Source organism: Pseudomonas agarici, assembly GCF_900109755.1.
In the GTDB taxonomy this organism is placed as follows: domain Bacteria; phylum Pseudomonadota; class Gammaproteobacteria; order Pseudomonadales; family Pseudomonadaceae; genus Aquipseudomonas; species Aquipseudomonas agarici.
In genome coordinates, this window is sequence record NZ_FOAR01000003.1 from 1 (window position 1) to 25,607 (window position 25,607).

At 61.0% G+C, this 25,607-nt stretch carries 29 protein-coding genes, 2 tRNA genes and 1 pseudogene; 20 read left to right on the forward strand and 12 right to left on the reverse strand.

Annotated features, from left to right (window positions below; genetic code table 11):
• The 5 genes and pseudogenes from BMX68_RS03240 to BMX68_RS03260 all read left to right on the forward strand — a co-directional run.
• A pseudogene (locus tag BMX68_RS03240) lies at positions 1–345 on the forward strand (hypothetical protein); the annotation flags it as partial.
• 46 nt (positions 346–391) lie between these two features.
• Entirely contained in the window at positions 392–1,525 is a 1,134-nt protein-coding gene (locus tag BMX68_RS03245; protein ID WP_017132027.1) for a DNA-methyltransferase, read from the forward strand.
• Positions 1,526–1,577: 52 nt separating this feature from the next.
• Positions 1,578–1,805, forward strand: a complete 228-nt coding sequence (locus BMX68_RS03250; RefSeq protein WP_017132026.1) for a hypothetical protein — start codon at positions 1,578–1,580, stop codon at positions 1,803–1,805.
• A gap of 39 nt (positions 1,806–1,844) precedes the next feature.
• Positions 1,845–2,030 carry a hypothetical protein gene (locus BMX68_RS03255; RefSeq protein ID WP_017132025.1) on the forward strand — a complete coding sequence of 62 codons (186 nt, stop codon included), beginning with the start codon at positions 1,845–1,847 and terminating at the stop codon, positions 2,028–2,030.
• Positions 2,027–2,278 (forward strand): hypothetical protein, encoded by a 252-nt coding sequence (locus tag BMX68_RS03260; protein ID WP_017132024.1) that lies wholly within the window; start codon positions 2,027–2,029, stop codon positions 2,276–2,278. Before BMX68_RS03255 ends, BMX68_RS03260 begins: the two co-directional genes overlap by 4 nt.
• 2 nt (positions 2,279–2,280) lie before the next feature.
• Here the strand turns inward: BMX68_RS03260 and BMX68_RS03265 are convergent, their stop codons facing one another.
• The 6 genes from BMX68_RS03265 to dapA form a co-directional block, all read right to left on the reverse strand.
• Entirely contained in the window at positions 2,281–3,258 is a 978-nt protein-coding gene (locus BMX68_RS03265) for a tyrosine-type recombinase/integrase (protein WP_017132023.1), read from the reverse strand.
• A gap of 120 nt (positions 3,259–3,378) precedes the next feature.
• Positions 3,379–3,468: transfer RNA gene (locus BMX68_RS03270), tRNA-Ser, on the reverse strand.
• 84 nt (positions 3,469–3,552) lie between these two features.
• On the reverse strand, positions 3,553–4,263 hold the full coding sequence (gene purC / locus BMX68_RS03275; RefSeq protein ID WP_017132022.1) for a phosphoribosylaminoimidazolesuccinocarboxamide synthase: 711 nt from the start codon (positions 4,261–4,263) through the stop codon (positions 3,553–3,555).
• Positions 4,264–4,292: 29 nt separating this feature from the next.
• Positions 4,293–5,051, reverse strand: coding sequence for an MBL fold metallo-hydrolase (locus BMX68_RS03280; RefSeq protein WP_017132021.1), 759 nt, complete (start codon positions 5,049–5,051; stop codon positions 4,293–4,295).
• A gap of 5 nt (positions 5,052–5,056) precedes the next feature.
• Positions 5,057–6,169 carry an NlpB/DapX family lipoprotein gene (gene bamC, locus BMX68_RS03285; RefSeq protein ID WP_017132020.1) on the reverse strand — a complete coding sequence of 371 codons (1,113 nt, stop codon included), beginning with the start codon at positions 6,167–6,169 and terminating at the stop codon, positions 5,057–5,059.
• Between the two features lie 17 nt (positions 6,170–6,186).
• The gene (gene dapA / locus BMX68_RS03290; protein ID WP_017132019.1) at positions 6,187–7,065 is read right to left on the reverse strand and encodes a 4-hydroxy-tetrahydrodipicolinate synthase; all 879 of its coding nucleotides are present in this window, start codon (positions 7,063–7,065) and stop codon (positions 6,187–6,189) included.
• Between the two features lie 327 nt (positions 7,066–7,392).
• Between dapA and BMX68_RS03300 the strand changes: the two genes are divergently transcribed.
• Positions 7,393–7,953: a glycine cleavage system transcriptional repressor gene (locus BMX68_RS03300; RefSeq protein WP_017132018.1), complete on the forward strand. Its 561-nt coding sequence runs from the start codon at positions 7,393–7,395 to the stop codon at positions 7,951–7,953.
• 9 nt (positions 7,954–7,962) lie between these two features.
• Positions 7,963–8,436, forward strand: a complete 474-nt coding sequence (locus BMX68_RS03305; protein ID WP_017132017.1) for a peroxiredoxin — start codon at positions 7,963–7,965, stop codon at positions 8,434–8,436.
• A gap of 106 nt (positions 8,437–8,542) precedes the next feature.
• On the opposite strand, the gene BMX68_RS03310 is transcribed toward BMX68_RS03305, so the two are convergent.
• Positions 8,543–9,613 (reverse strand): AI-2E family transporter, encoded by a 1,071-nt coding sequence (locus BMX68_RS03310; RefSeq protein WP_017132016.1) that lies wholly within the window; start codon positions 9,611–9,613, stop codon positions 8,543–8,545.
• Between the two features lie 43 nt (positions 9,614–9,656).
• Positions 9,657–9,896, reverse strand: a complete 240-nt coding sequence (locus BMX68_RS03315) for a sulfurtransferase TusA family protein (protein ID WP_017132015.1) — start codon at positions 9,894–9,896, stop codon at positions 9,657–9,659.
• Positions 9,897–10,022: 126 nt separating this feature from the next.
• On the opposite strand from BMX68_RS03315, the gene BMX68_RS03320 reads away from it, so the two are divergent.
• Positions 10,023–11,456: a M48 family metalloprotease gene (locus BMX68_RS03320; RefSeq protein ID WP_017132014.1), complete on the forward strand. Its 1,434-nt coding sequence runs from the start codon at positions 10,023–10,025 to the stop codon at positions 11,454–11,456.
• A 59-nt stretch (positions 11,457–11,515) separates the two neighbouring features.
• Here BMX68_RS03320 and nadA read toward each other — a convergent pair whose 3' ends face one another.
• The gene (gene nadA / locus BMX68_RS03325) at positions 11,516–12,574 is read right to left on the reverse strand and encodes a quinolinate synthase NadA (protein WP_017132013.1); all 1,059 of its coding nucleotides are present in this window, start codon (positions 12,572–12,574) and stop codon (positions 11,516–11,518) included.
• A 222-nt stretch (positions 12,575–12,796) separates the two neighbouring features.
• On the opposite strand from nadA, the gene coaA reads away from it, so the two are divergent.
• On the forward strand, positions 12,797–13,723 hold the full coding sequence (gene coaA / locus BMX68_RS03330; protein ID WP_017132012.1) for a type I pantothenate kinase: 927 nt from the start codon (positions 12,797–12,799) through the stop codon (positions 13,721–13,723).
• A gap of 79 nt (positions 13,724–13,802) precedes the next feature.
• Here the strand turns inward: coaA and BMX68_RS03335 are convergent, their stop codons facing one another.
• Positions 13,803–14,345 (reverse strand): hypothetical protein, encoded by a 543-nt coding sequence (locus tag BMX68_RS03335; protein WP_074861864.1) that lies wholly within the window; start codon positions 14,343–14,345, stop codon positions 13,803–13,805.
• 312 nt (positions 14,346–14,657) lie between these two features.
• Between BMX68_RS03335 and gspE the strand changes: the two genes are divergently transcribed.
• Genes gspE through gspD form a run of 11 tightly spaced genes read left to right on the forward strand, consistent with a single transcriptional unit; the run spans position 14,658 to position 24,653 of the window.
• Positions 14,658–16,361: a type II secretion system ATPase GspE gene (gene gspE / locus BMX68_RS03340; protein WP_017132010.1), complete on the forward strand. Its 1,704-nt coding sequence runs from the start codon at positions 14,658–14,660 to the stop codon at positions 16,359–16,361.
• Between the two features lie 2 nt (positions 16,362–16,363).
• Positions 16,364–17,572 carry a type II secretion system inner membrane protein GspF gene (gspF, locus tag BMX68_RS03345; RefSeq protein ID WP_017132009.1) on the forward strand — a complete coding sequence of 403 codons (1,209 nt, stop codon included), beginning with the start codon at positions 16,364–16,366 and terminating at the stop codon, positions 17,570–17,572.
• A 12-nt stretch (positions 17,573–17,584) separates the two neighbouring features.
• The gene (gspG, locus tag BMX68_RS03350) at positions 17,585–18,004 is read left to right on the forward strand and encodes a type II secretion system major pseudopilin GspG (RefSeq protein WP_017132008.1); all 420 of its coding nucleotides are present in this window, start codon (positions 17,585–17,587) and stop codon (positions 18,002–18,004) included.
• 2 nt (positions 18,005–18,006) lie between these two features.
• Positions 18,007–18,462, forward strand: coding sequence for a GspH/FimT family pseudopilin (locus BMX68_RS03355; RefSeq protein ID WP_017132007.1), 456 nt, complete (start codon positions 18,007–18,009; stop codon positions 18,460–18,462).
• On the forward strand, positions 18,459–18,830 hold the full coding sequence (locus BMX68_RS03360; RefSeq protein WP_017132006.1) for a type IV pilus modification PilV family protein: 372 nt from the start codon (positions 18,459–18,461) through the stop codon (positions 18,828–18,830). The genes BMX68_RS03355 and BMX68_RS03360 overlap by 4 nt, the downstream gene beginning before the upstream one ends.
• Positions 18,827–19,456, forward strand: a complete 630-nt coding sequence (locus BMX68_RS03365) for a type II secretion system protein GspJ (RefSeq protein WP_017132005.1) — start codon at positions 18,827–18,829, stop codon at positions 19,454–19,456. The genes BMX68_RS03360 and BMX68_RS03365 overlap by 4 nt, the downstream gene beginning before the upstream one ends.
• A complete protein-coding gene (locus tag BMX68_RS03370; RefSeq protein WP_060782975.1) occupies positions 19,453–20,163 on the forward strand; it encodes a hypothetical protein in 711 nt (236 codons plus the stop codon). Before BMX68_RS03365 ends, BMX68_RS03370 begins: the two co-directional genes overlap by 4 nt.
• Positions 20,160–21,248 carry a PilN domain-containing protein gene (locus BMX68_RS03375; RefSeq protein ID WP_017132003.1) on the forward strand — a complete coding sequence of 363 codons (1,089 nt, stop codon included), beginning with the start codon at positions 20,160–20,162 and terminating at the stop codon, positions 21,246–21,248. The genes BMX68_RS03370 and BMX68_RS03375 overlap by 4 nt, the downstream gene beginning before the upstream one ends.
• Positions 21,223–21,846, forward strand: coding sequence for a type II secretion system protein GspM (gene gspM / locus BMX68_RS03380; RefSeq protein WP_017132002.1), 624 nt, complete (start codon positions 21,223–21,225; stop codon positions 21,844–21,846). The genes BMX68_RS03375 and gspM overlap by 26 nt, the downstream gene beginning before the upstream one ends.
• Positions 21,843–22,343 carry a type II secretion system protein, XpsN-like gene (locus BMX68_RS03385; RefSeq protein WP_017132001.1) on the forward strand — a complete coding sequence of 167 codons (501 nt, stop codon included), beginning with the start codon at positions 21,843–21,845 and terminating at the stop codon, positions 22,341–22,343. Before gspM ends, BMX68_RS03385 begins: the two co-directional genes overlap by 4 nt.
• Before the next feature lie 57 nt (positions 22,344–22,400).
• Positions 22,401–24,653, forward strand: a complete 2,253-nt coding sequence (gene gspD / locus BMX68_RS03390) for a type II secretion system secretin GspD (protein WP_017132000.1) — start codon at positions 22,401–22,403, stop codon at positions 24,651–24,653.
• A gap of 125 nt (positions 24,654–24,778) precedes the next feature.
• Here gspD and BMX68_RS03395 read toward each other — a convergent pair.
• Positions 24,779–24,854: transfer RNA gene (locus BMX68_RS03395), tRNA-Lys, on the reverse strand.
• A gap of 62 nt (positions 24,855–24,916) precedes the next feature.
• Positions 24,917–25,606 carry a 7-cyano-7-deazaguanine synthase QueC gene (queC, locus tag BMX68_RS03400; protein ID WP_026013183.1) on the reverse strand — a complete coding sequence of 230 codons (690 nt, stop codon included), beginning with the start codon at positions 25,604–25,606 and terminating at the stop codon, positions 24,917–24,919.
• Position 25,607 lies beyond the last annotated feature (1 nt).

Sequence of the window (25,607 nt, forward strand, 5' to 3'; positions counted from 1 at the left end):
AAAGAGTGGGGCGGCGAGCCGCTGGTTATCTTCGACGGCGATGAGTACTTCTTCGACGAAGACAGCCTGCGCGACTACCTCATCGACAACGACATTGACCTGGCCGACCTGCAGCTTTGCATCTGCGAGCCGAACATGCCCTGCCAGATCGACCCTTGTGACGTCTTCTGCGATGACTTACCAGAGGACGGCGAGATCCGCGACGACCAGTTGATTGCGGCATTCGAGCTGCTGAACGAGATGATCTGCCAGTCCGAGCCATTGTCGTGGTCGCAAGGCGAGTTCGCCGCCTCTCTCCCGCAATCGCTTATTGATGAAGTAGCGGCTGCGCGGGTGACGCCATGACCGCCGTCGCCCACATGGCCTGGCTCATCTATCGAGGGCCTCGGCGATGACAGAACAGCACCGCATTCTGGTTGGTGATTGCATCGACATGATGCGGACTCTGCCAGACCAATCAGTTCAAACATGCGTAACCAGCCCGCCCTACTTCGGCCTACGCGATTACGGAGTAGACGGACAGATCGGTCTCGAACAAACCCCCGGCGAATTCATCGCTCGTCTGGTCGACGTGTTCCGCGAGGTGCGTCGAGTACTCCGCGACGACGGCACGGCCTGGGTGAATATGGGTGACAGCTACGCCGGCAGTTGGGGTGCACATGGCCGCGACGATATGGGCGTCGGCGTGTCGACGATCAGCCAGCGCCAGGTTATGGCCTCGCAGCGGAAGGCCAAAGCCACCACCCTCGCCGAGTACAAACCGAAGGACCTGATGGGTATGCCGTGGCGCTTGGCGTTCGCACTTCAGGACGACGGTTGGTATCTGCGTCAGGACATCATCTGGCACAAGCCAAACCCAATGCCTGAGTCGACGCGGGACCGGTGCACCAAGGCCCACGAATACATCTTTCTGCTCAGCAAGGCGCGGCGGTACCACTGCGACATGGAGGCGATACGCGAGCCGGCGATTTATGGCGCCACGCCCACCGGCGTCGGTTTCGGTCACGGGTTCGACGCAGTGAAGAAGCCGCGGGCAGCGGTACCAACCGGCTGGGATACCTCAACCGGGGACGGTGGCCACGGCGCTTTTCACAAAGATGGCGCGGAGCGGGCCCGGCGTGACAGTTTCAAGCGAGAGGATTCAAAGCGAGAGCAGGCAATCCCCGGCCAGAATAAAGGCACGCACCGGCCAGACCGCAAGGAAAGCCAATGGGATACCGCTACGAGGAACAAGCGCAGCGTGTGGACCGTGGCAACCCACAGTTTCAAAGATGCCCACTTCGCCACCTTCCCTCCCGACTTGATCCGGCCATGCGTTTTGGCCGGGGCGCCGCGCGGCGGCGTAGTGCTAGACCCTTTCGGCGGCGCCGGTACCACCGCAGTGGTCGCCATGCAGGAAGGTCGCAAGTCGATCCTGTGTGAGCTCAACCCCGAATATGCCGCGATGGCTGAACGCCGGATAGCGGCGGCCTGGCTCGACGGAGCCGCGCAGATGGACGTTTTCCACGACGCCGCAAACGCCTAACCCCCTCCCCCAACTCAACAGCCTGCCGGTGAACGGCGGGCGAGGAATTCGTATGCCCGTGATCATGATCACAACCTCAGTCGCGACCGTTTTTGAAGTGCCTGACGGGGTCGACCTCTTGCAGGTCCGCCGATTAGCGTTATCAGAACTCGGCGATGACGATTGCGCCACCGACACCGTGGCCGTCCAGCACGACAACGTCATGAGCCAGGTCTATCTCGGAGCCGCCGATCGCAAGACGGTTTCCATCTCGCACAGCGTTGTCGACCCAACCGAATAACCACCTTCTGCCGCCACGCGCGGCATGGAGCACACACACATGGCAACTGCAGAACTGCACGGCCAGAAGATCAACCCCTTCGAGCAGGGATACGCAGCCTTTCTCAAGGGCACGGACATCAAGCAAAACCCGTTCGAAACGGAAAACGACACGTCTCCATGCTCCAAAAAGCAGTGGATTCAAGGCTGGAACAAGGCACAGCGCGCGACTGGGGGGAAGTCATGAGTGACGAAGCTGAAATTGTCTTTGTAGATGGGCTGGGGAGGATGCTCGGGAGAACCGAGGCTTCGGTCAGGGAGGGAATCCGGCGCGGCGTTGATTGGCTGCCGAAGGGTTTCAAGATGGGCACCAGGCACTGCTGGCTCAAGGCGGATGTGCGAAAGTTTCTGATCGCGTGCCGGGATGGCGAGAATAAGGCGCCAAAGGTTGGACGGAAACGCCAGCCGCCGCCGACGCTCCGGGGTGTGGCGTGATGCTACCCCAGCTTTTCGGCCAGGTCGGTAGGACACAGATGGGTATATCGGCGCAGCATCGACAGGGTTTTATGGCCGGTGATGGATGCCACCTCCATCATCGCAAGCCCGCGCTCGAACATCCGACTTGTGGCCTCATGCCGCATATCGTGAAGGCGGAGGTCTTTGATCTTCGCCGCCTCACACGCCAGGGAGAAATAGTTGCTGACGCTGTCCAGCTTCAAGTGAAAGAATCTGCCGCCGTCAATCGGCGTCGGCAATCCCTCCAAGAGTTCCACCGCCCGCTTTGACAGTGGAACGGATCGGCGCTCGCCGTTCTTCGTGTCTTCGAGGAATGCAACTTTCCCCCGTATTTGATCCTTGCGCAACATGACCAGCTCGGAGCGGCGCATGGCCGTCTCGACCGCCAGCTCGATGATGACTGGCAGTTCGGCATTGATTTCGGCTGCATGCTTGTACAGCGCCTTCAGTTCTGCAGTGGACGGCCGGCGCTCCCGCTGCTTGCTCCCCTTCGGCATTCGGATTGACTGGCACGGATTCTTCAGTCCCTCGATGCCCCAGTCCTTCGCCGCTACCGTATAAAGGTGGCTGATCAGGGCAAGGTTCAGGCGGACCGTCGCAGTGGACTTCCCGGCCTTAAGTTCGGCATCGCGGTAGGCGGCCATATCACTGGACCGGATCGCGGCCAGGGACTTGACGCCATAGTCCGACTTCTGCCACTTCCTGGCGCGTACCTTCTCTTGGGCGGATCCTTTCTTTGATTCGCTCACCTCATTGATGTAGCGAGTCAGAGCATCGGTGAGCGTGGTGCTCTCAGCTTCCCGGGTGTCCACGAATCGCTTGCGCGACATATCACCCTCGACCTCGGCCGCCCATCGCTGGGCTTCTGCCTTGGTGTCAAAGGTCGATGAAAGTGTTGGGTATCCTTTGCGACGGATCTGGGCTCTCCAGGCGTCGCCGCGTTTTTCGTAGTAGGCCATCCACCGATAATAGCGTGAGCTTGGGGGAATGACATCCGCACCCAATCCCCCAAAATTCCCCCAATCTACAACCAAAAACAAAAAGCCCCGAGGCAGTTAAGCGCTCGGGGCCTTTAAATATGGCGGAGAGATAGGGATTCGAACCCTAGGTACCGGTGAAGGTACAACGGATTTCGAATCCGTCCCATTCGGCCACTCTGGCATCTCTCCAACGGCGCGCATCATAACAACACTTTTGCCTGAAGCGAAGCCCCAATTGCAAAAAAATTACGTGCTATCAAATGCTTGCGTCGATTACAGCGGTACGCCCAGGCGCTTGGCGACTTCCTCGTAAGCTTCGATGACATCACCGAGGCCCTGACGGAAGCGGTCCTTGTCCATTTTCTTGCGCGTTTCCTTGTCCCACAGGCGGCAGCCGTCCGGGCTGAACTCGTCACCCAGGACGATCTGACCATGGAATACACCGAATTCCAGCTTGAAGTCCACCAGTAGCAAACCGGCGTCGTCGAACAGTTTGCTCAGCACCTCGTTGACTTTGAGCGACAGTTCCTTCATGCGCACCAGTTGCTCGGCAGTGCCCCAACCGAATGCTACGACGTGGGATTCGTTGATGAATGGGTCGCCCTTGGCGTCGTCCTTGAGGAACAGTTCGAAGGTGTAAGGGTCGAGCTTCAGGCCTTCCTCGACACCCAGGCGCTTGACCAGGCTACCCGCCGCGTAGTTGCGCACCACGCACTCCACCGGGATCATGTCGAGCTTCTTCACCAGGCACTCGTTGTCACCCAGCAGTTTGTCGAATTGGGTCGGCACGCCGGCTTCTTCGAGTTTACGCATGATGAAGGCATTGAACTTGTTGTTCACCATGCCCTTGCGGTCGAGCTGTTCGATGCGCTTGCCGTCGAACGCCGAGGTGTCGTTGCGAAACAGCAGGATCAAGCGGTCGGCGTCATCGGTCTTGTAGACCGACTTGGCTTTGCCGCGGTAGAGTTCTTCACGTTTTTCCATGATGGGCTCCGCTTGTTTAAGTTGTGGGGCTAGGCGATGTGTCGCCAGTCGAGCCCTGAATCTTGATCGGCCAATTGCAGCCAGTCCGGGTCGCACCCGAGGGTGCCGACAAAACATTGCCGGGCTAGCTGCGGCAGGTTGTTCTTGCTGCTCAAGTGGGCCAGCACCAGATGTTGCAAGCCTTGCCAACCCAACTGGGCCACCAGGCTCGCGGCCTGGTGATTGTTCAAATGTCCCCGCTCACCACCGACCCGCTGTTTGAGAAAGGTCGGGTAATGTCCCCGCGCCAGGAGGTCCTGGCAATGGTTGGCCTCGATCATCAGCGCATCGAGGCCACTGTAGCTGTCCATGACGCTGGCGCAGTACGATCCCAGGTCGGTCAGTAGGCCGAAGCGCCGCCGACCGTCGTTGAATACATACTGCGTGGGCTCCAGGGCGTCGTGGGCCACGGCGACGATGTCGATGGCCAGCGAACCGAGCTGTAAGCTCTCGCCACCTGCCACGAAACCCGCAGGTTCGATGGGCTTGCGCATCCCGCGCAAGGTTCCGCGACTGAGATACACCGGTAGATTGTAGCGCCGAGACAGCAAACCCACGCCATGCACATGGTCGGCATGTTCGTGGGTCACCAGGATCGCGCTCAGTTGCGCTGGACTCATGCCCAGACGCGCCAGGCGGCGCTCGGTTTCACGCAAGGAGAAACCACAATCGACCAGCACGCAGGTGTCGCCACTGGCTATCAGTGTGCCGTTCCCTCGGCTGCCACTGCCGAGAACGGCAAAACGCATGGCAATCAGCCCAGGTTGTCTTGAATCACGCCCAACACTTTGCGCGCTACTTCAGCCGGCGCCACGGTGTTGATGTCCTTCTCGACCGTCACCTGCACGCTGTCACCGACCTTGCTCAGGCGAACCTGATAACGCTCCGCACGGGCTTCGATTTCTTCTTTGACCGGTTTGCTGCCAAAGAGCCTGCTGAAGAAGCCGGGCTCTTCGTTTTTCCTCTCGGCTTTTTCCGCCAGGTTGATGTAGTACAGGCCCAAGCTGCGGTTGATGTCTTCAACGCGCCATTCGCCCTGCTCCAGCGCACGACCGACGCTCGACCAGGCACGGTCCAGGTCTTCGCCGACATTGAGCACCGGGTTGCCGCTACCGTCCTGGTTCAGGCTGACACGGCTCGGGGTATCGAAATCACGTGCCGCCAGCAGCGACACCGAACCGCCCTTCTCGGCGCCGCGGCTCATGCTCGACAGCATTTCGTCGATCAGGATCGAGTCGCGACCGATATTGACCGAACGTGTGGTGAAATCGACATTCGCGGTGCTACCCGCCGGACGCTCGGCGCTGACGACGTAGATTTCACTGCTATTGCGCTGTACACCTGGCTCGATACGAACCCGCACACGCGCTTCGGTATCGGCGGAGCTGCCGGTGCCCAAGCGCTGGGCTATGTTTGCGGACAGCTCGTTGGCACGCTGCCAGGCGGTGGTGAACTCGCCGGTCTGCGGGCGCTGGGAGTCGATGCGAAAACCGTTGTCCTGGAAGAACTGCATGGCCAGCGACCAGACTTCAGCCGGGGCGTGTTGGCCCATGATCCAGCTCGAATCGCCGCTTTTCTGCAGGCTGTAGTCGCTGGCACTGGCCGCTGCCTGCAACGGCTGCGGACGCGGTACTTCGTATTCGCCCTTGACCGTTTCGGTGGCGACGTTGCGTGGAATAGGCAACAGCGGGTCGAGACGCTTGCTGGTGGAAATATCCGGCGGCAACTGCATGGCAGGTGTCTGTTGCGCCTCCAGGTAATCGCTGCCACGGTCACGGAAGTAACCTTCCGAGCCCCAAATCCAGCCACAACCGCTGGTGCTGGAGATAATCAAGGCAAGTGCGCAAAGTCCGGCCAATCGCTTCATGCGGTGTATTTCCTCAATTAAACCAGGACGCCGGACTGACGCAAGGCCTGCCGCAGCGGTTCGTGACTCGGGGTGCTGAGCCAGGTGAGCGGTAGACGGATACCGTCCGGCATCAGGCCCATCTCATGCAGCGCCCATTTCACGGGAATAGGATTGGATTCGATGAACAGGGTCTTGTTCAGCGGCATCAGTTTCTGGTGGATCGCCCGGGCGGTGACGGCGTCGCCACGCATCGCAGCGGCACACAACTCGCTCATTTCACGCGGGGCGACGTTGGCAGTCACCGAGATGTTGCCCTTGCCGCCGAGCAGAATCAGCTCGACCGCGGTGGCGTCGTCGCCGGAATAGACCAGGAAGTCGCTGCCCACGCCAGCCAGAATCGCCTTGGCACGGTCCAGGTCGCCGGTGGCTTCCTTGATTCCGATGATGTTCGGCACGGTCGACAGACGAATGACGGTCTCGGCCTGCATATCGCAAGCGGTACGGCCTGGTACGTTGTACAGGATCTGCGGGATATCGACGGCTTCGGCAATGGTTCGAAAATGCTGGTACAGGCCTTCCTGAGTCGGCTTGTTGTAGTAGGGGGTAACCAGCAGGCAGGCGTCGGCACCGGCGGTTTTCGCATTGGTGGTCAGTTCGATCGCTTCACGCGTCGAGTTGGCACCCGTGCCGGCGATCACCGGAATGCGCCCCGCCACCCGGTCAACCACACGACGAATCACTTCGATGTGTTCGTGCACGTCAAGGGTAGCCGACTCACCTGTGGTGCCGACCGCGACAATGGCGTTGGTGCCGTTTTGCAGGTGGAAGTCCACCAGTTTGCTCAGGCTGTCCCAGTCAAGACGACCCTGTGCATCCATGGGTGTGACCAGTGCCACCATACTGCCCGCAATCATGCAACCGCTCCTGCCGGAAAAAGAGAGCGGTAATGGTACTGGCGCCATCAGCCTTGTACAAGCGAAGTACTCACCATGAGCATTCCCCTTGGCGCTGCTTTTCGCTACCCTTCAGACTTTGATCGGTACTGAGTCAGTCACGCGCCAGGTTTCAGCCTTCCTTTTCGCTGCCCGAAACCCGATCCAGCCTTGCCATTGCTCGCTCTCGCCCTTGCCTGAGCCCGGCGCAAGCGTTTGATCCACGGCGAGGTCAATGACTTGTGAATACCGGAACCCGACCCGCGACGCCCCTGTCGTACCGACCGCTCATCGCTTTAGGAATGCTGCATGTCCACCCCCACAGTCCGCGAACAATTCCTTGTTATCAGTGCCCTCGGCGCCAACCCCATGGAGCTGACCAACGTCCTGTGTCGCGCCAGCCATGAAAATCGCTGCGCCGTCGTGACCTCGCGTCTGACCCGCCACGGTGAGTACAGTGCGTTGGTCCTGCAGATTTCCGGCAGTTGGGATGCCCTGGCTCGCCTCGAAGCGGGCCTGCCGAACCTGGCGAAAAAGCACGCCCTGATCGTCAGCATGGTGCGCAGCGGTGCTCTGGAGAATCGTCCACAGGCACTGCCTTACGTCGCTTATGTCAGCTCGGCCTATCGCTCGGACATCATCAACGAGTTGTGTCAGTTTTTCATCGACCACAACGTCGAGCTGGAAAACCTCACTTGCGACACCTACCTGGCGCCGCAGACCGGCGGCACCATGCTCAACGCCACCTTTACCGTGACCCTGCCGGCCGGTGTGCAGATCAGTTGGCTGCGCGACCAGTTCCTGGATTTCGCCGACGCGATGAACCTCGACGCGCTGATCGAACCGTGGCGCCCACAAAATCCCATGTAAGGAGCCAGCATGGCCGTTTTCATCAATGAAGCCGTCACCGATTTCCAGGCGCCGGCCACCAGCGGGCAAACCGTCAGCCTCGCTGCCCTCAAGGGCAAGCAGGTGGTGCTCTACTTCTATCCGAAGGACAGCACTCCCGGCTGCACCACCGAAGGCCAGGACTTTCGCGACCAATACGCAGCGTTCAAGGCCGCCAATACCGAGGTTTTCGGTGTTTCGCGCGACAGCCTGAAATCCCACGAGAACTTCAAGAGTAAGCAGGCGTTTGCGTTCGAGTTGATCAGTGACAAGGATGAAGCTGTCTGCCAGCTATTCGACGTGATCAAGCTGAAGAAGCTCTACGGCAAGGAATACCTGGGTGTCGAGCGCAGCACCTTCCTGATCGATGCCAAAAGCGTGTTGCGTCAGGAATGGCGTGGCGTGAAGGTGCCGGGCCATGTAGATGCGGTACTGGCAGCGGCCCAGATGCTGAACAAAGCCTGATCTCTACAGCGTTGGTATGAGCAGGCTCGCGTGCTGACTTGTCCGCGAAGAGGCCGGCAAGGCTTCGCGGGCAAGCTCCACTACCAATGCCCTCTCAACTTAGCGATTACAGCAACGGCGCCACCATCGGTTCCTTGCGCGGCCAGGCATCCAGCACTGCCTTGAACAGCGTGGCCAGGGGAATCGCAAAGAACACTCCCCAGAAACCCCATAACCCGCCAAACAGCAAGACCGCACAGATAATCGCCACCGGGTGCAGATTCACCGCCTCGGAGAACAGCAGCGGCACCAGTACGTTGCCGTCCAGGGTCTGAATAATCCCGTACACCGCCATCAGGTAGATGAACTGATCGCTCCAGCCCCACTGGAACAGCGCGATCAGCATCACCGGTACGGTGACCACCACCGCGCCGACATAGGGCACGACCACCGACAGCCCCACCAACAACGCCAACAGAGCGGCGTAGTTGAGTCCCAGCGCGACAAAGGCGACATAGGTCACGCCACCACAGATGATGATCTCGATCACCTTGCCGCGAATGTAGTTGGCGATCTGCCGGTTCATTTCCTCCGCGACCCGGGTAATCAGCGCCCGCTCGCGGGGCAGGTAGCCACGTACCCAGTCACGGATGGTCGCCCGGTCCTTGAGGAAGAAAAACACCAGGATCGGCACCAGCACTAGGTAGATCATGATATTGACCAGCAGCGGCAGGCTGGATAGGGAAAAGGTCAGCGCCCATTGGCCGAACTTGCCGACTTCCCCCCGCGCCACTTCGATGGCCTGCATCACCTGCTCGTCGGACACCAGGTGCGGATAACGCTCAGGCAGCAACAACAGCAACGACTGCCACTTGGCCAACATCCCCGGCAGCTCGTTGAATAAGGTGATCATCTGATGCCAGAGCAGCGGCACCACCACCAGCATAAACAGCAACAGGCCGCCCATAAACAGCGCGAATACCAGGCCGACCGCCGCCGCGCCAGGCAACCGCATGCGCTCCAGGCCGAACACCAGCCCCTGCATCAGATAGGCCAAGACCATCCCGGCCAATACCGGCGCGAGCATCTTGCCCAGGGTCAGTACGGCGGTGAACGCCAGGAACAACAGGACCGCCAATACCACCGCTTCCTCATCGGAGAAATAGCGCTGGATCCAGTCTCGCAACACCTTGAACATCAATATTCCTTAAAAAATCGACGACAATTTCAGCGCCAGAGAATCAGGCCTTGCGCAACCAGTAACGATAGACCCCAGCTTCTTCCTCTTCGCGCAATAGCGTGTGCCCGGCCAGCCTGGCAAAGGTACGAAAGTCGCGCTGCGAACCGGCATCGGTAGCGATCACCCTGAGCACGGCGCCACTGGCCAGGCGATTGAGTTCCAGCTTGGCCTTGAGCAACGGCAGCGGACAAGTCAGGCCGCTGGCGTCCAGTTCGGCGTCGTAGTTTACAGCGTCGGTCATTACTTCACTCCTGGCGGCGCGCCGGGTCGATTATTAGGCCACTAGGATAGCCCAAGCGATGCCACCTCTGGTCGTTCGCGTGGTGTGCGGCTAAAGTAAGGGCTTTGCCGAATTAGAGCCTTGTGCATGACTTTTCTGCGCCCCACCCTGTTGACGCTCGCCTGCCTGCTCGCCGCCCCTGGCTTCGCCGACGACCTGCCGTCACTCGGTGATGCCAGTTCCGCCATCGTCTCTCCCCAGCAGGAATATCAACTGGGTCGTGCCTGGCTGAGTCTTTTGCGCAGCCAGGTCAAGCAATTGAACGACACGCAGCTCAAGGATTACGTGGAAACCACGGTCTACAAGCTGGTGGAAACCAGCCAGGTGCAGGACCGACGCCTGGAATTCATCCTGATCGACAGCAACCAACTCAACGCTTTCGCTGCTCCGGGTGGCATCATCGGGATCAACGGCGGTCTGTTCCTCAATGCGCAAACCGAAGGCGAATATGCTTCGGTACTGGCCCACGAACTGGCGCACTTGTCGCAGCGCCACTTCGCCCGAGGCGTGGAGGCCCAGCAACGCATGCAACTGCCGATGATGGCGGCGCTGCTGACCGGAATTATCGTTGCCGCCGCCGGCGGTGGCGACGCGGGTATCGCGGCCATTGCCGGGACCCAGGCCGCCGCTTTCCAGGAGAGGCAACGCTTCTCTCGCCAGAATGAACAGGAGGCCGACCGCATCGGCATTCTCAACCTGGAGAAGGCCGGCTACGACCCGCGCAACATGCCGACCATGTTCGAACGCCTGATGCGCATCTACCGTTTCGATGCCAAGCCGCCGGAATTCCTCCTGACCCACCCGGTCACCGAATCGCGGATCGCCGACACCCGCAACCGTGCCGAACAAGCCAAGCCCGGCGGTATCGAAGACAGCCTGCGTTATCAACTGATCCGCGCTCGCGTGATGCTCTCATACGAGGACTCACCGGGACTGGTGGCCAAGCGTTTCCGCATCCAGTTGGACGACAACCCCAAGTCCGATATTGCCCGTTACGGCCTGGCCATCGCGCAGATCAAGGGCAGCCAGTTGAATGACGCACGAGAGACCCTCAAGCCGCTGCTGGTCAAGTCTCCCAGCGAGATTATCTACAACCTGGCCCAGATCGAACTCGATATCGCCAGCGGCCATCTTGCCGATGCCGTGGCACGCACCGACCGGATGCTGGCCTTGTATCCGGGCAATTACCCGCTGAACCAGGCCCATGTCGACCTATTGGTCAAGCAGAACAAGCCGGCCGACGCGGAGAAGATCCTGGTGAGCCTGCTCAAGACGCGTTCGGACGATCCGGATATCTGGTACCAGATCGCCGAGACCCGTGGCCAATCCGGTAATATCATCGGCCTGCACCAGGCCCGGGCCGAGTATTTTGCCCTGGTAGGCGACTTCAAACAGGCCATTCAGCAACTGGACTTCGCTAAGCGCCGTGCGCCGAACTTCCAGCTGGCATCGCGCATCGATGCACGGCAAAAAGAGATGATCGACCAGGAACGCATGGTCAAGGACATGATGGGCGGTTGATAGCCTTCATCGACAAACAGACCTGAGCAGGTTCAGGGCTGTTTGTCGGTGAAGGCGGATCAGGCGTTACCGGCCAGTTTCAAACGCGCGGTCTGGGTGAAATCCAGCATGCGTTTGAGCGGGCGAACCGCCCGGGGAATGATCGAGGGATCGACGAAGATCTCGTTGTTACCCTCGCGCAGGCACTGCAGGGTGCGTTCGAGGGTGTTCATGGCCATCCACGGACAATGGGCGCAACTGCGGCAGGCCGCGCCATTGCCGGCGGTCGGTGCTTCGACAAAGACCTTGTCCGGACACAACTGCTGCATCTTGTAGAAAATGCCACGGTCGGTGGCGACGATAAAGGTCTTGTTCGGCAAGGTTTGCGCCGCCTTGATCAACTGGCTGGTGGAGCCCACTGCGTCGGCGAGGTCGATCACCGATTCGGGGGATTCCGGGTGCACCAGGATCGCCGCATCGGGATACAGCGCCTTCATGTCTTCCAATTGCTTGGACTTGAATTCTTCATGAACGATGCAGGCACCGTCCCAGAGCAACATATCGGCGCCGGTCTGTTTCTGGATATAGCGCCCCAGGTGCTTATCCGGCGCCCAAATGATCTTTTCGCCGTTGTCCATCAGGCTCTCGACGATTTCCAACGCACAGCTGGAGGTCACCACCCAGTCGGCTCGCGCCTTGACCGCCGCCGACGTGTTGGCATACACCACCACCGTGCGTTCCGGGTGTTGGTCGCAGAATGCGGAAAACTCCTCCACCGGGCAGCCCAAGTCCAGCGAGCAGGTGGCTTCGAGGGTTGGCATCAGGATGCGTTTTTCCGGGGTGAGGATCTTCGCCGTCTCGCCCATGAACCGCACGCCGGCCACCAACACTGTGCTGGCCGGGTGAGCGGCGCCGAAACGGGCCATTTCCAAGGAGTCGGACACACAGCCGCCGGTTTCTTCGGCCAGGGCCTGAATCACCGGATCACAGTAGAAGTGGGCCACCAGCACCGCGTCCCGAGCCTTGAGCTCGGCGGCGATCTCGGCGCGGAGGGTCGCCTCTTGCTCGACGCTCAACGGTTTGGGCTGCTTGGCGTCGAGGTGGGCTTGAACCAGAAGGCGTTCGGAAATCTGCGTCATGTTCGCAAGACCTGCAAGCGCGTAAGCGCGAAAGTCGAGTATACCCCGGCGCTGATGTAGCGTAAGGCGACCGGGAAAGTAAATCCATCAGGCATGGAGTGCTTTTCAGCGCCGCAAGGCTACAGAATATCCAATGGATTCAAAAGATTATTCTGAGCTGCGGACACGCGAGGGTCAGTCGATGGATAATCCGCCCATTGACGAGACGTGGGACAGTAACCGATGACCGCAGATGACTACCTGGTAATGAACCGCACGGAGTGGGCGGGCCTGCGCGCCAACACACCCCTGACGCTCTCGGAAGAGGATCTGTCGACTCTGCGCGGGGTAAACGAAGACATCTCCCTGGAAGACGTCGCCAACGTCTACCTGCCGCTGTCGCGACTGATCAGCCTGCACGTGGGCGCGGCTCGCCATCTGGCCGGTATCAAGGACACCTTCCTTGGTCGGGCAAGCCCACGGGGGCCTTATATCATTGCCATCGCCGGCAGCGTCGCGGTGGGCAAGAGCACTTTTGCCCGCGTCCTGCAGGCCCTGATGGCGCGCTGGCCGGACCATCCGAACGTCGCCCTGGTGACCACCGATGGTTTCCTCTACCCCAACAGCACGTTGGTTGCCAAGGGCATCATGCACCGCAAGGGTTTTCCGGAAAGCTACGACCGCCGGCAAATGGTCAAATTCCTCGCCGCCGTCAAGGCCGGCGAAGGCGAAGTCCGGGCGCCCATCTATTCCCACATCAGCTACGACATCGTAGCGGGCGAACACCAGACGGTGAATCGGCCGGATATCCTGATCTTCGAAGGGCTCAATGTCCTGCAAACGAACGGCGCCGACGAACCGAAACCGAGCACCATTGTCTCTGATTTCTTCGACTTCTCGATCTACCTGGATGCCGAGGAAGAGGATATCGAACAGTGGTACGTGGACCGTTTCCTGCTGCTGCAGAAAACCGCCTTCCGCGCACGCGGCGCCTACTTTCGCAAGCTGGCCGACCTGACACCCGAGGAGGCGCCTGATGCGGCGCGGCAGATCTGGCGGGATATCAACCGGGTCAATTTGCTGGAAAATATCCTGCCGACCCGTAAACGGGCCGACCTGGTGGTGCGCAAGGCCGGCAATCATTCGGTGAGCGAGATTTGGTTGCGCTAAGATATTCGAGCATCGACATCGCAAGCGCCTGAAACGGGAAGCAGAGCTTCCCGTATTACAACGATGAGACAGTTGAATATCAATTCACAGTAAAGAGGATGGGCGCCCCAAGGTGGGTGACTTTCCTCGAACCGAGAAGAGCGCAGCCCAATAGTGCGAGGCTCAAGGGGGGACTGGCAGTGATAGACATCGTATGGTTGACTTCGTGCGGGCCGCTGACGATCTTGAATTGAGCGCCAAAGGGCCCGAACGGCAGTGGGAAGAACGACGGACTTGTAGATACATAGGTCGCCGTTCCCGTTGTATTATCATCCCAGGTAATCGTCATGACGGGCGGCGTGGCCAACGTGAAACCCGTGCATGATGCGCCGCTGAAACTGGTGGTTATCGTGAGGCTGGCCGGTTGAATGGACGTCCCCACAATTGCACAGCCCGCCACCGACACGACACTGCCCTGCGCCGATATGGTCTGGGAGGCCGGGCTCGGCGAGAGTCCGGGCGAGATGACGGCCCCCAGCGTTCCAGTACACCCCACAATAGCGGCCGAGGCCGGTAACGCGCACAAAAGACTCAACAACAGAAAAACCGAGCCCAGTATTTTTTTAGCAGTAGAGTTGGACATGATATCGCTCCTGCGAATCGGACCTTCGATCGACATGATCGAAAGAATGGAAACAACTGCTTTTCCATCCACGCCAAACTATCCACCCCCTAAAAAAACTGCCTACTGTCATTTCTGACAGTTCGGACCAGTGGTTGCGGCTTTTTTCCTCAGCCTTATTTGTTCGGAGCGCATCCCGGAGTTCGCGATGATGCTCCACTAGCAACACTTACGCCCCGACCAACGGTCAGCAAAACTGTCATTTCTGACAGTAGTCGCCCGAGCGCTTCAGGTTCAGGCTGTGCCAGAGGCATGGAGCCTGGAGAGCGCATCATGAACGCCCCGATGTCCCATGACCTGGGCAGGCTGGCTATCGATTGGCTGGTCGACAAAGGTCGCCTGAAACTCGCCGATGTCGACCGGGCTCACCCACTGCAGGACGCCAGCGCAGGCCACGACTCGACCGAACTGCTGGCGCGCCTTGGCTTGGTCTCGGAGCAGGACCTGGCGCAGGCCTGGTCGACCCTGCTCGAAACTCCCCTGCTGACGCTGACAGACGCGCCCGAGCGACTGGAAGAACCACCCGAACTGGCGCCACGCTTCCTCAAGCAGCATGGTCTGGTGCCTCTGTCATCCATCGGTGACGAGCTGCATGTACTGATCGCTAATCCGAACCAACCCGACGCCCTGCATGCGCTGGAATATGCCTGTCAATGCGGCCTGCGCCTGTCCATCGGCCAGCGCAGCGATATCGAGCAATTGATCGAGCGCTACTACGGCCGAGGTCGCAGCGCGATGGGCACCCTGGTAGAAAACCTGGAAGAAGACCCCGACAATCAGAAAACCGATATCGAGCACCTCAAGGATCTGGCGTCCGAAGCTCCGGTGATCCGCCTGGTCAACCTGCTGCTGCAACGGGCCGTCGAACAGCGGGCCTCGGACATTCATATTGAGCCGTTCGAGAACCAACTCAATGTCCGCTACCGGGTCGATGGCGTGCTGCATTTGGCCGAGGCGCCACCCGTCAGTTCCTCGGCGGCGGTGATTTCGCGTATCAAGATCATGGCTCGACTGGATATCGCCGAACGCCGCCTGCCCCAAGACGGCCGCATTATGCTCCGCGTGCAGGGCAAAGAGTTGGATTTGCGGGTCTCCACCGTGCCCACCAGTTTCGGCGAGTCGGTGGTGATGCGTCTGCTCGACCGCCAGACCGTGACGTTCGATTTCCAGAGCCTGGGCTTCGACGGCGCACGCCTGGAGGCGTTGCTGAACGTGCTCGAACGGCCCCACGGTATCTTGCTGGTCACCGGTCCTACCGGCTCGGGCAAGACCACCACGTTGTACACCGCATTGGCGCGGCTCAATACCGCCGAGCGCAAGATCATCACCGTCGAGGACCCGGTCGAATACCAGTTGGAGGGTATCAATCAGATCCAGGTCAAACCAGGCATCGGCCTGGATTTCGCCGGCGTGCTGCGCGCTATCGTGCGCCAGGACCCGGACGTGATCATGATCGGCGAGATGCGCGACCTGGAAACCTGCCGAATCGCCATCCAGTCCTCGCTGACCGGCCACCTGGTGCTTTCCACCCTGCACACCAATAGCGCCGCCGCCAGCATCACCCGCTTGCTGGACATGGGCGTCGAAAGCTACCTGATCGCCTCGACGGTGAACGGTATTCTCGCTCAGCGCCTGGTGCGCCGGTTGGCTCCCGAATGGCGGGAAAGCTTCGAGGCCCCGGCGGAACTGGTGGCCGAACATCAGTTGGAGCGCTTCACCGACGAACGCCCGATCCGCCTCTACCGCCCGCGCACCGATGCACCCGGCGGCGGCTATCGCGGGCGCAGTGCCCTCAGTGAATTGCTGGTGATGAACGACACCTTGCGCTCGCTGCTCATGCGCCACGCCGATGCTGCAACGCTGGAACAGGCAGCCCGCACCGCCGGGCTGCGAACCCTGTACGAGGACGGCTTGCGCCAGGCCTTGGCTGGTATCACCAGCCTTGAAGAAGTCCTGCGCGTCAGCCGTGGCGAATAAACATGGAACACTATCGCTATCGCGCCCTGGACCCGAATGGCAACGCCCTTGCTGGCGCACTCGAGGCCGAGAATGACGACGCGGCCGCCAGCCAGTTGCAGGAGCGCGGCCTGCTGGTATTGCAACTCGAACCGACGGCGTTCGCCACCGTATCCAGCGCGTCCTGGTTCAAGCGCCCGCCTCTCGTCGGCGACGAACTGGAGCGCTTTACCCAGCAACTCGCAACGCTGCTGGATGCCGGTCAACCGCTGGAACGGGCCCTCAATATCTTGGCCCGTCAACCGGGCAAACCCCAGTCGCGACGCTTGCTCGAACGCATTCGCGACCGGGTCAAGGGCGGCCAACCGCTGTCAACGGCGATGGCTGTCGAAGGCCCATCGTTCTCGCCGCTGTACCTCAGCCTGGTGCGCGCCGGGGAAGCCGGCGGCGCGCTGGGCGACACCCTGGGACAACTGGCTAACTACCTGGAGCGAACCCAGAAAGTGCGTGGCGAAGTGATCAATGCATTGATCTATCCAGCCTTCCTGTTGGTCGGCGTGCTGGGGTCGCTGGTCTTGTTGTTGGCCTATGTCGTACCGCAGTTCGTACCGATCTTCAGTGGCCTGGGCGTGCCCGTGCCGCTGATCACCGAGGTCATCCTCGGCCTCGGCCAGTTCCTCGGCCACTACATCCTGTACCTGCTGGGTGCCATGGCCTTGCTCTGCGCCTGGCTTGGGCAACGCTTGCGCACAGCCCAGGGACGCCTGCAACGGGACCGCCTGATGCTACGCACGCCCGTCGTCGGGCCGTTGCTGCTGCGCCTGGAAACCGCTCGCCTGGCCCATACCCTGGGCACGTTGTTGAGCCAGGGAGTCGCACTGATCAGCGCCTTCGATATCGCTCGGCAGGTCTGCCGAAACCAGGTACTGCGCGATGCGGTGGAACTGACCATCGGCAAGGTCAAGGACGGCAGCCGGCTGTCGGTCGCCATGGACTCCACTGCGACCTTCCCGGAACTGGCGATCCAGATGATTCAGGTCGGTGAGGAGTCGGGGCAGCTTGACCGGTTGCTGCTCAAGGTCGCGAGCATTTTCGACGCCGAGGCCAAGCGCCATATCGATCGCCTACTCGCCGCCCTGGTGCCGTCCCTGACCCTGGTCATGGCCGTGCTGGTGGGCGTGATCATGCTGGCCATCATGCTGCCGTTGATGAGCCTGACCAATAACCTCTGAAAGGAACCCGCCATGCGTCGTGATCGTTCGCCACGTTACCACCAAGGTTTCACCCTACTGGAGATGCTCGCGGTGATCGTGCTGCTCGGCGTGATCGCTACCATCGTCGTGCGCCAGGTCGGCGCCAATGTCGACAAGGGCAAATCCGGCGCCGGCAAGGCACAGTTGGCCAGCCTGTCGATGAAGATCGAAGGTTACGCCCTGGATATCGGCGCCCCGCCCAAGGAACTCGTCGAGCTGACGAGTTCGCCGGCTAACGTGCGCCTGTGGAGCGGCCCCTATGCCAAACCCAGCGACCTGCTCGATCCCTATGGCCATTCGTTCGGCTATCGCGCACCAGGTGCGCACGGGGCCTTCGACCTGATCTTCTTCGGCAAAGACGGGCAACCCGGTGGCGACGGCTACAACGCCGACCTGGGCAATTGGGAATAGCCATGGCCGACCTGGGCGCCACACGGGGTTTCACCCTGCTGGAAATGCTGGTGGTGATCCTGATCATCTCGATCGGAACCAGTCTGCTGGCCCACAGTGTGACCGGTGGCCTGGACAACGCTCGTGAACGCCAGGCCAAGCGCGAGCTAAGCCTGGCGCTGCGCAGTGTCCGCAGCCAAGCGGTGCTGAGCGGACAACCGACCACTTTGCACTTCGACCTGCGGCGCGACAGCTACCGGATAGGCCACCAGGCCGAACACTTTCTGCCCGAGGGCATGCACTTGCGTCTGACCACTGCCGTCGACCTGTCGTCGTCCCGGGACGGAGCAGTCGAGTTCTATCCGGACGGCGGCTCCAGTGGCGGCAACGTTTACCTGGAGCGTGGTCCGAACAGCTGGCGGGTAGATATCGCCTGGCTGACCGGCAAGGTCAGTTGGCAGGATGGGGCACAGCCATGAAAACATCGACCCAGAGCGGTTTTACCCTGCTGGAAATGCTCGCGGCGGTGGTCTTGCTGAGCATCGGCTTTGCCATTTATCTCAACGCGATGGGCACCACGAGCCAGGCCTTGCTGCGCGACGAACAGAGCACCCGCATGGCGCTGCTGGCCAGGAGCCTTTTCGACGACCGCGGCCATGGGCCGCTCAAGCCGGGGCACTGGCAAGGCAACCTGGCGCAGGTGCAATGGCAACTCACCGCGACCGCACAACCCGCTACCCCACCGGTGGACCTGTATCGACTGGAGCTGGTGCTGGAACAAGGCACCCGACAGGAGCGCTTCGTCACCTGGCGCGCCCAGGGGCGGATCGTGAGAGTCCAGCCATGACGTCCCGGTTGCGTGGGTTCACCTTGTTGGAAGTGCTGATCGCGCTGAGCCTGCTCGGCTTGCTGATGGTGCTGATCGCCTCGGCACTGAGCGCCAGCAGCCGCACGCAAGTCTTCGGCGAACGTTATTCCAGCCGTCTGGAGGAGATCCGTTCGGCGCAGAATTTTCTCCGAAACACGGTGCAACAGGCCCATCCGATAGTGTTTCTGCGCGACACGAAAAACAACGACTGGATGTTCGAGGGCGAGCGCGAACAGATGCGCTTTGTCGCCCCACTGCCGCCGCGACTTGCGGGAGGCATGCCCTTGCAGGTGTTCTCGGTGATTGAAAACCGGCGCAGTTCAAAGGATCTGCAAGTGGCTTTCTTCCAGATCGACGAGCGCGCCCTGCATCCTTGGGGCGAGCCGCAGATCCTGCTGCACGGACTGGATAAATGGCGGTTGAGCTACCGGGGCTTGGACGAGCAGTCGCAAGCCACCGGCTGGCTGCCACGCTGGCCTTGGCCAACGCGCCTACCGCAGGCGTTGCGTATCGAATTGCAGGTCAGCGGCGCCATCGCCTGGCCCCCTCTGGTGGTGCTCATCCGCATGAACCTGGGCGGCAATGACGCTCAGGCCTCGCGATGAACAGCGCACGCGGGGCCGCCCTGGTCCTGGCGCTCTGGGCCCTGGCGCTGCTAAGCCTGATGATGGCCGTGGCGGTGGGCACGGTGCGCCTGGAAAACCGCCAGAGCGCCTATGCCTTGCAGCACGCCCGCGCCCTGCTCGCCGCCGAGTCCGGCCTGGCGCTGGTGGTGCAAGACCTGTCGAGCAAAACGCCCCGAATAATTGCCGATGGCCGCCGCTATCGCCTGAACGTCGAAGACGCCCAGGTCAGCGTCGAACTGCACAGCGAACGCGGCAAGCTGGACCTGAACCAGGTCAGCCCCGAAGACTTCAACCGGGTCGTGCGTTATCTGGGCGCCAGCCCCGCTCAAGGCAAGAAGCTGACCCGCGAGCTGCTGGCACGGCGCAATGGAAGCCGCCCGATAAGGGCCGTCGAAGAGTTTCAGTTGTTTGCCGCCATGGATCGCCAACTCTACGCGCGACTGGCCCCGAACCTGACACCGTGGACAGGGCTGGCACAACCCGACCCGAGCCTAGCTACCGCGCCACTGCGCGCCGCGCTCAAGCTGGCGGCGCCCGCAATCGCAAGCCCGGCAGGGCCAATCTACAACGCACAGATACAGGCAACATTACCAGCGACTGTTGCGGCCAATCTCAACGTGACGTTTCTGCTCAACCCCCAGGCGGAGGGTACGCAACTCTATCGCGTGCTGCGGTGGCAAGAATGAAGCCGCCAGAAAGTCGCTGGCGCGCCGCGCTACTGGGTGCCACGCGCCACTTCTCACAACAATGGCGTGCCTCGCGCCTGCCGGTGTTCCTGCGTTGGTGGCGAGGAGAACTGCTGGGCTGCCTACCTCGGCGCTGGCACGCGCGCCTGGCATCGGCGAACCAGGAACACCTGCTGCGCTGGCACGAAGGAGCATGGCGCCATGACTCCACTGCCGATCGGCCGGCGGGGAGTCGCCGCCAAGTCTTGTTGATGCCCTACGAACAGGTGATGCTCGCCCACGTGCAACTCCCTCGGGCAGCCGCCGCACAAGCCCATGCGGCGCTGGCCTTCGAGATGGACAAGTACACGCCGTTCAAGGCCGACCAGGTCTATTTCGATAGCGTCCGCGATCCGACCGTGGACCGTGCCCGAGCAGTATTCGAGCTGACCCTGGTGGTCGCCCTGCGCGAACGGATCGACGCAATTCTGGAGGAGGCCGCACAAACCGGATGGCGCATCGATGCCATCGACGCACAAGATCGCGACGGCTCACGCTTGAACGTCAACTTGCTACCGGCCCAACGCCGCCCCCAGACCCGTCACCCGACTCGACGACTGCAACTCGGATTGGCCCTGCTCAGTGCCGGCCTGTCGGTAGCCGCCATGCTGATGTGGGTGCATAACCGCCAGTCGGCGCTGGATGTCATGAAGGCCCAGGTCACCGCACTGCGCAACGACACCCAGCAGATTCAGACGTTGCGCCGACAACTCGATGAGCAGCTCGACACCGGACGCTACGTGCAAACACAAAAAGCCCTGTCGCTGTCCAAAACCGCATTGCTGCAAGAATTGACCACCTGCATTCCCACCGACACCTGGCTGGAGCAGTTGGACATCGACGCCCAAGGCACCCTGACTCTCAGCGCACAAAGCAGTCAGGCCAGCGACCTGATCGCCAAGATGAAGACCTGTGCGACCCTGCGGGACCTGCAATTTCAGGGGGCGATCCAGGCCGACGCGACCACCGGCCAGGACCGCCTCAATCTCACCGCACGCCTGCGTCCCCCGGAGGAGCAACATGCCGCTGCGCCTGACACGCCGTGACCAACGCGGCGCGGCCTTGATGCTGGCCGTACTGTGCCTGATCGCCGCCTATTTCATCGGTATCCATTGGTGGTTCACCGCGCCGCTACAGTCGATCAGCGCTGATATGGAGGCGCTGCGCGCCCAGCACCAACGCTACCAGGCTCTTGAACACCAACGCCCGCTACTGGAGGCACAACTGGTCCAAGCCCGCAACCTACCGGCGAGCAACGACAGCCTGTTGCCGGACTCCGATGCCGGCGCCGCCACCGCGCAACTTATGCAACAAGTGGCCTCCAGCCTGCAGGCCCTGCCTGCGCAGAGCGGCGTTTGCACAATGAGCAATCGCATGCCGCTTGCGGTCGGCGATACCGCGCCCTATCGCCAAGTCAAGGTCAGCATCAACCTGGACTGTGCCATAGAGCCCCTCGTGATGTTGCTCCACGGGTTGGAAAACCAGCACATTTCACTGTTTGTCGAGGCCCTCAGCATTCGCCAGAATCCGGCCCAGACTCCCGAAAACACTTATCGCCTGGCGGTACAGTTGCAAATCGGTGCCTACCTGAACAACCCGCCGGATAAAAACCTCGCCCCCGCCAACGGGGAGCCACCTGCATGAAAACCCCGGACCGCCTCACGCTCTGGCTGGGGGTTTTCGTGGCATCGACCGCCACCTTGTGCCTGGCCTTGCTCGAAGGACTGGGCGCGCAAATCGAGTGGTATCCCGAGCAGGCGCATCTGCCGCCGGCGGTGCCTCCTGTAGCCGTGACGGTCGAAACGTCGCCACCGCTGTCGTCCTATGCCGGGATTTGGGAGCGCTCGCTGTTCAACCGTGATCGCAAGCCCGACCCAACGAATTCGCTAGCTACGGGCGAACACGATACGCAATCGCTCGCCGGCCTTTCGCTGAACGGCGTCGCCGTCTCCGCGACCCTGCGCAGGGCTCTGTTCAAGAGCCGAGAGGGCAAGAACCTGAGCGTGGCCGAAGGCGAAACCCTGCCCAACGGCTGGCGGGTCGAACGGATAACCGCTGAAAAAGTCTCGCTGAGCTTCCAGTCCACCGAGCAGGAACTGAGCATCCCCGTTTTGAAATTGCCGGCCACGGCCGTGCATTAACACCACGCCAGTGCCTGACACTTTGGGCGCCGGACGCCTCTACAAGGATGAATCAATGTGATCGAGCGTATCGTCTGTCCCTACCTTATCGGTTGCCTCTTGCTCTCGGGCTGCGTCGCGCCGGTGACCGATGATAGTCAAGACGACTCACTGATCCGGCAAGGCCTGGCCGGCACGGGGGCTGATCGTCCGCCTCTGGCGACGGCAATGTCGTCAGCTTCCCTCGCCGTGCCGCTTCAGGCCCCGGCGGCCTCCGGATCACAGATCATCAGGGGCAACCAGGGCCTGCTGGCCCGCGATGGCGCCACGGTCAAACCGCACCCCGTGCCGGCTGGCGACAACGGGACAATGTTCAACTTCGCCGGCGTGCCGATCCAGGCGGTGATCAACACCATCCTCGGCGATGTACTCAAACAGAACTACAGCATCGGCCAGGGCGTGACCGGGGACGTGACCTTCTCGACTTCAAGGCCTGTAGACAAGGCCCAGGCGTTTTCCATCCTCGAGACCCTGTTGTCCTGGACCAACAACGCGATCATCCGCCAGGGCGAGCGTTATCTGATCCTCCCGGCCAACCAGGCGGTCGCGGGCCAACTCACCCCCCGCCAATCGATCCAGGAGCCGGGCAGCGGCCTGAGTGCGCGATTTTTCGTACTGGACTATATCTCGCCGTTGGAGATGCAAAAACTGCTCAAACCGTTTGCCCGGGAGAACGCTTTCCTAGTCGTCGACACTTCGCGCAACGTGTTGGTGATGGCGGGCACGCCGGAGGAGTTGAACAATTACCAGCAGACCATCAATACCTTCGACGTCAACTGGCTGCAGGGCATGTCCATCGGCGTGTTTGGTCTCAAACGCGCCAATGTGAGCCAACTGATGCCCGAGCTGGATCGCCTGTTCGGCGCCCAGAGCGGCACACCGCTGGCAGGTATGTTGCGTTTCCTGCCGATCGAACGCACCAACGCGATTGTCGCTATTTCCCCGCAAGCCGAATACCTGAACGACGTCCGCCGCTGGATCGACACCATTGATCAGGGCGGCGGTGACGAACCGCAGATGTATGTCTATGACGTGCGCAACATGAAGGCTACGGACCTGGCCCGCTACCTGCGCCAGATCTACAACGACGAATCGGTCACCGAAGAGGCCGCAGCGCAGGTCGCGCCGGGGTTGCGCACCGTGACCCTGACCAGCAACGGTTTCGGCGGCAGCTCGGGCGGTGCCTCAGGCATCGGTAACGGGCTGCCCACCAACGGCAGCGGCGGCCCGGGTTTGCCGCCGCCTATGAGCAGCTCGGCAGATACCCGTATCGCCCCAGAGCGCACCAGCGACGATCTGCAACTGGGAGCTCCCGCCACCAACAATGCCGCCAGAGGCCCGGACAATACCAACAACCCGACCAATTCGGTGCGTATCACCGCGCAAAAAAGCAGCAACCAGTTGCTGGTGCGTAGCCGACCGACCCAGTGGGCCGAGATCCAGTCGGCCATCCAACGACTCGACAATCCACCGATGCAGGTGCAGATCGAAACCCGGATACTGGAAGTCGGCCTCAGCGGCTCGCTGAACCTGGGGGTGCAGTGGTATCTCGGACGCCTGGCCGCAAACTCGGCGACCAAAGGTATTGAAAACGTCTCCGGCAGCCAGGGTGCGCTGGGACGTGGCGGTGCCGCGCTGGGTGCTACCGACTCGTTGTTCTACTCGTTCGTCAGCAACAACCTGCAAGTGGCCTTGCACGCCCTGGAAACCAACGGCAATACCCGCGTGCTGTCCGCTCCGTCGCTGGTGGTCATGAACAACCAGCAGGCGCAGATCCAAGTCGGCGACAACATCCCGATCAACCAGACCACCATCAATACCAACACCACCACCATCAGTACCAGTTCGGTGCAATACATCCAGACGGGCGTGATCCTCGACGTGGTGCCGCGGATCAATCCGGGTGGCCTGGTGTACCTGGATATCCAACAGCAAGTCAGCGATGCCAGCAACACCGTCGATGCCAACGGCAACCCGACCATCTCGACCCGCGCTGTCTCGACGCAAGTGGCGGTACAAAGCGGACAAACCATCTTGCTCGGCGGCCTGATCAAGCAGAACGAAAATGGCACCGACAACAGCGTGCCGTACCTGGGGCGGATTCCTGGCCTGCAGTGGTTGTTCGGCAACACCCAACGTCAGCGTGGACGCTCGGAGCTGATCGTGCTGATCACGCCACGGGTGATCACCGGCAACGGCGAGGCGAGGCAGATTACCGATGAGTATCGCCAGCAGTTGCAACTGATGACACCGATAAAGGCCAACCACTAGCCATTGTCATGATGGAAGGGAAGGAGCTTGCCTGGCCTCTGAAGCTCATTCGCTTTTTTGCAGGCAAAAAAACCCGGAAATCCTCACTTGCGTGGGCCTTCCGGATTTTCTAAACCGCCAAAATATGGTGGGTCGTGTGGGATTCGAACCTACGACCAATTGGTTAAAAGCCAACTGCTCTACCAACTGAGCTAACGACCCGCTGTGTGGTGGCGCGTATAATACTGATTTCTAACGGTAATTCAACACTTTATATAAAAAAATCAAAAATAACGGGTTGGGTCGCCGATTCCGGCCGCCGAGAAGCCTTCGGCCCGCAGGCGACAGCTGTCACATTTCCCACAGGCAAAGCCGTTAGCATCCGCTTGATAGCAGGAAACGGTCAGCGAGTAATCGACGCCCAGTTTGACTCCGGCCTGAACGATATCAGCCTTGCTCAGGTTCTGCAGTGGGGCCCGAATACGGAAACCGTCCCCCTCGACACCGGCCTTGGTCGCCAGGTTGGCCAGAGTTTCGAAGGCCTCGACGAACTCGGGGCGGCAATCCGGGTAGCCGGAGTAGTCCACCGCATTCACACCGATGAAGATATCCCGTGCACCGAGCACCTCGGCCCAGCCTAGCGCCAAGGATAGGAACACGGTGTTGCGTGCCGGTACGTAGGTCACCGGAATCCCCTCGCCCGGGGCCTCGGGCACCTCGATGGCGCTGTCTGTCAATGCCGAGCCACCGATACCGTTCAGGTTCAAGCCGATGACCTTGTGCTCGATCACCCCCTGGTCCCGCGCAACCCGCTCGGCGGCCTGTAACTCGGCGCGATGGCGTTGGCCATAATCGAAACTCATGGTGTAGCAGCGGTAACCATCGGCACGCGCCATGGCTACCACGGTCGCCGAATCAAGGCCCCCGGACAGCAGGATTACCGCTTTTTTTTCAGTGTTCGCTTGAGTGGTCATA

What these genes read in the sequence shown, in the direction of transcription:
- purC (WP_017132022.1), bottom strand. Translation starts at nt 4,263, where the DNA reads ATGGAAAAACGTGAAGAACTCTACCGCGGCAAAGCCAAGTCGGTCTAC.
- BMX68_RS03320 (WP_017132014.1), top strand. Translation starts at nt 10,023, where the DNA reads ATGACTTTTCTGCGCCCCACCCTGTTGACGCTCGCCTGCCTGCTCGCC.
- nadA (WP_017132013.1), bottom strand. Translation starts at nt 12,574, where the DNA reads ATGACGCAGATTTCCGAACGCCTTCTGGTTCAAGCCCACCTCGACGCC.
- gspM (WP_017132002.1), top strand. Translation starts at nt 21,223, where the DNA reads ATGCCGCTGCGCCTGACACGCCGTGACCAACGCGGCGCGGCCTTGATG.
- BMX68_RS03310 (WP_017132016.1), bottom strand. Translation starts at nt 9,613, where the DNA reads ATGTTCAAGGTGTTGCGAGACTGGATCCAGCGCTATTTCTCCGATGAG.
- BMX68_RS03250 (WP_017132026.1), top strand. Translation starts at nt 1,578, where the DNA reads ATGCCCGTGATCATGATCACAACCTCAGTCGCGACCGTTTTTGAAGTG.
- BMX68_RS03365 (WP_017132005.1), top strand. Translation starts at nt 18,827, where the DNA reads ATGACGTCCCGGTTGCGTGGGTTCACCTTGTTGGAAGTGCTGATCGCG.
- BMX68_RS03360 (WP_017132006.1), top strand. Translation starts at nt 18,459, where the DNA reads ATGAAAACATCGACCCAGAGCGGTTTTACCCTGCTGGAAATGCTCGCG.
- BMX68_RS03355 (WP_017132007.1), top strand. Translation starts at nt 18,007, where the DNA reads ATGGCCGACCTGGGCGCCACACGGGGTTTCACCCTGCTGGAAATGCTG.
- BMX68_RS03370 (WP_060782975.1), top strand. Translation starts at nt 19,453, where the DNA reads ATGAACAGCGCACGCGGGGCCGCCCTGGTCCTGGCGCTCTGGGCCCTG.
- BMX68_RS03280 (WP_017132021.1), bottom strand. Translation starts at nt 5,051, where the DNA reads ATGCGTTTTGCCGTTCTCGGCAGTGGCAGCCGAGGGAACGGCACACTG.
- BMX68_RS03255 (WP_017132025.1), top strand. Translation starts at nt 1,845, where the DNA reads ATGGCAACTGCAGAACTGCACGGCCAGAAGATCAACCCCTTCGAGCAG.
- dapA (WP_017132019.1), bottom strand. Translation starts at nt 7,065, where the DNA reads ATGATTGCGGGCAGTATGGTGGCACTGGTCACACCCATGGATGCACAG.
- BMX68_RS03335 (WP_074861864.1), bottom strand. Translation starts at nt 14,345, where the DNA reads ATGTCCAACTCTACTGCTAAAAAAATACTGGGCTCGGTTTTTCTGTTG.
- gspG (WP_017132008.1), top strand. Translation starts at nt 17,585, where the DNA reads ATGCGTCGTGATCGTTCGCCACGTTACCACCAAGGTTTCACCCTACTG.
- BMX68_RS03305 (WP_017132017.1), top strand. Translation starts at nt 7,963, where the DNA reads ATGGCCGTTTTCATCAATGAAGCCGTCACCGATTTCCAGGCGCCGGCC.
- BMX68_RS03385 (WP_017132001.1), top strand. Translation starts at nt 21,843, where the DNA reads ATGAAAACCCCGGACCGCCTCACGCTCTGGCTGGGGGTTTTCGTGGCA.
- gspE (WP_017132010.1), top strand. Translation starts at nt 14,658, where the DNA reads ATGAACGCCCCGATGTCCCATGACCTGGGCAGGCTGGCTATCGATTGG.
- BMX68_RS03300 (WP_017132018.1), top strand. Translation starts at nt 7,393, where the DNA reads ATGTCCACCCCCACAGTCCGCGAACAATTCCTTGTTATCAGTGCCCTC.
- BMX68_RS03315 (WP_017132015.1), bottom strand. Translation starts at nt 9,896, where the DNA reads ATGACCGACGCTGTAAACTACGACGCCGAACTGGACGCCAGCGGCCTG.
- gspF (WP_017132009.1), top strand. Translation starts at nt 16,364, where the DNA reads ATGGAACACTATCGCTATCGCGCCCTGGACCCGAATGGCAACGCCCTT.
- BMX68_RS03260 (WP_017132024.1), top strand. Translation starts at nt 2,027, where the DNA reads ATGAGTGACGAAGCTGAAATTGTCTTTGTAGATGGGCTGGGGAGGATG.
- coaA (WP_017132012.1), top strand. Translation starts at nt 12,797, where the DNA reads ATGACCGCAGATGACTACCTGGTAATGAACCGCACGGAGTGGGCGGGC.
- queC (WP_026013183.1), bottom strand. Translation starts at nt 25,606, where the DNA reads ATGACCACTCAAGCGAACACTGAAAAAAAAGCGGTAATCCTGCTGTCC.
- BMX68_RS03245 (WP_017132027.1), top strand. Translation starts at nt 392, where the DNA reads ATGACAGAACAGCACCGCATTCTGGTTGGTGATTGCATCGACATGATG.
- BMX68_RS03375 (WP_017132003.1), top strand. Translation starts at nt 20,160, where the DNA reads ATGAAGCCGCCAGAAAGTCGCTGGCGCGCCGCGCTACTGGGTGCCACG.
- BMX68_RS03265 (WP_017132023.1), bottom strand. Translation starts at nt 3,258, where the DNA reads ATGGCCTACTACGAAAAACGCGGCGACGCCTGGAGAGCCCAGATCCGT.
- bamC (WP_017132020.1), bottom strand. Translation starts at nt 6,169, where the DNA reads ATGAAGCGATTGGCCGGACTTTGCGCACTTGCCTTGATTATCTCCAGC.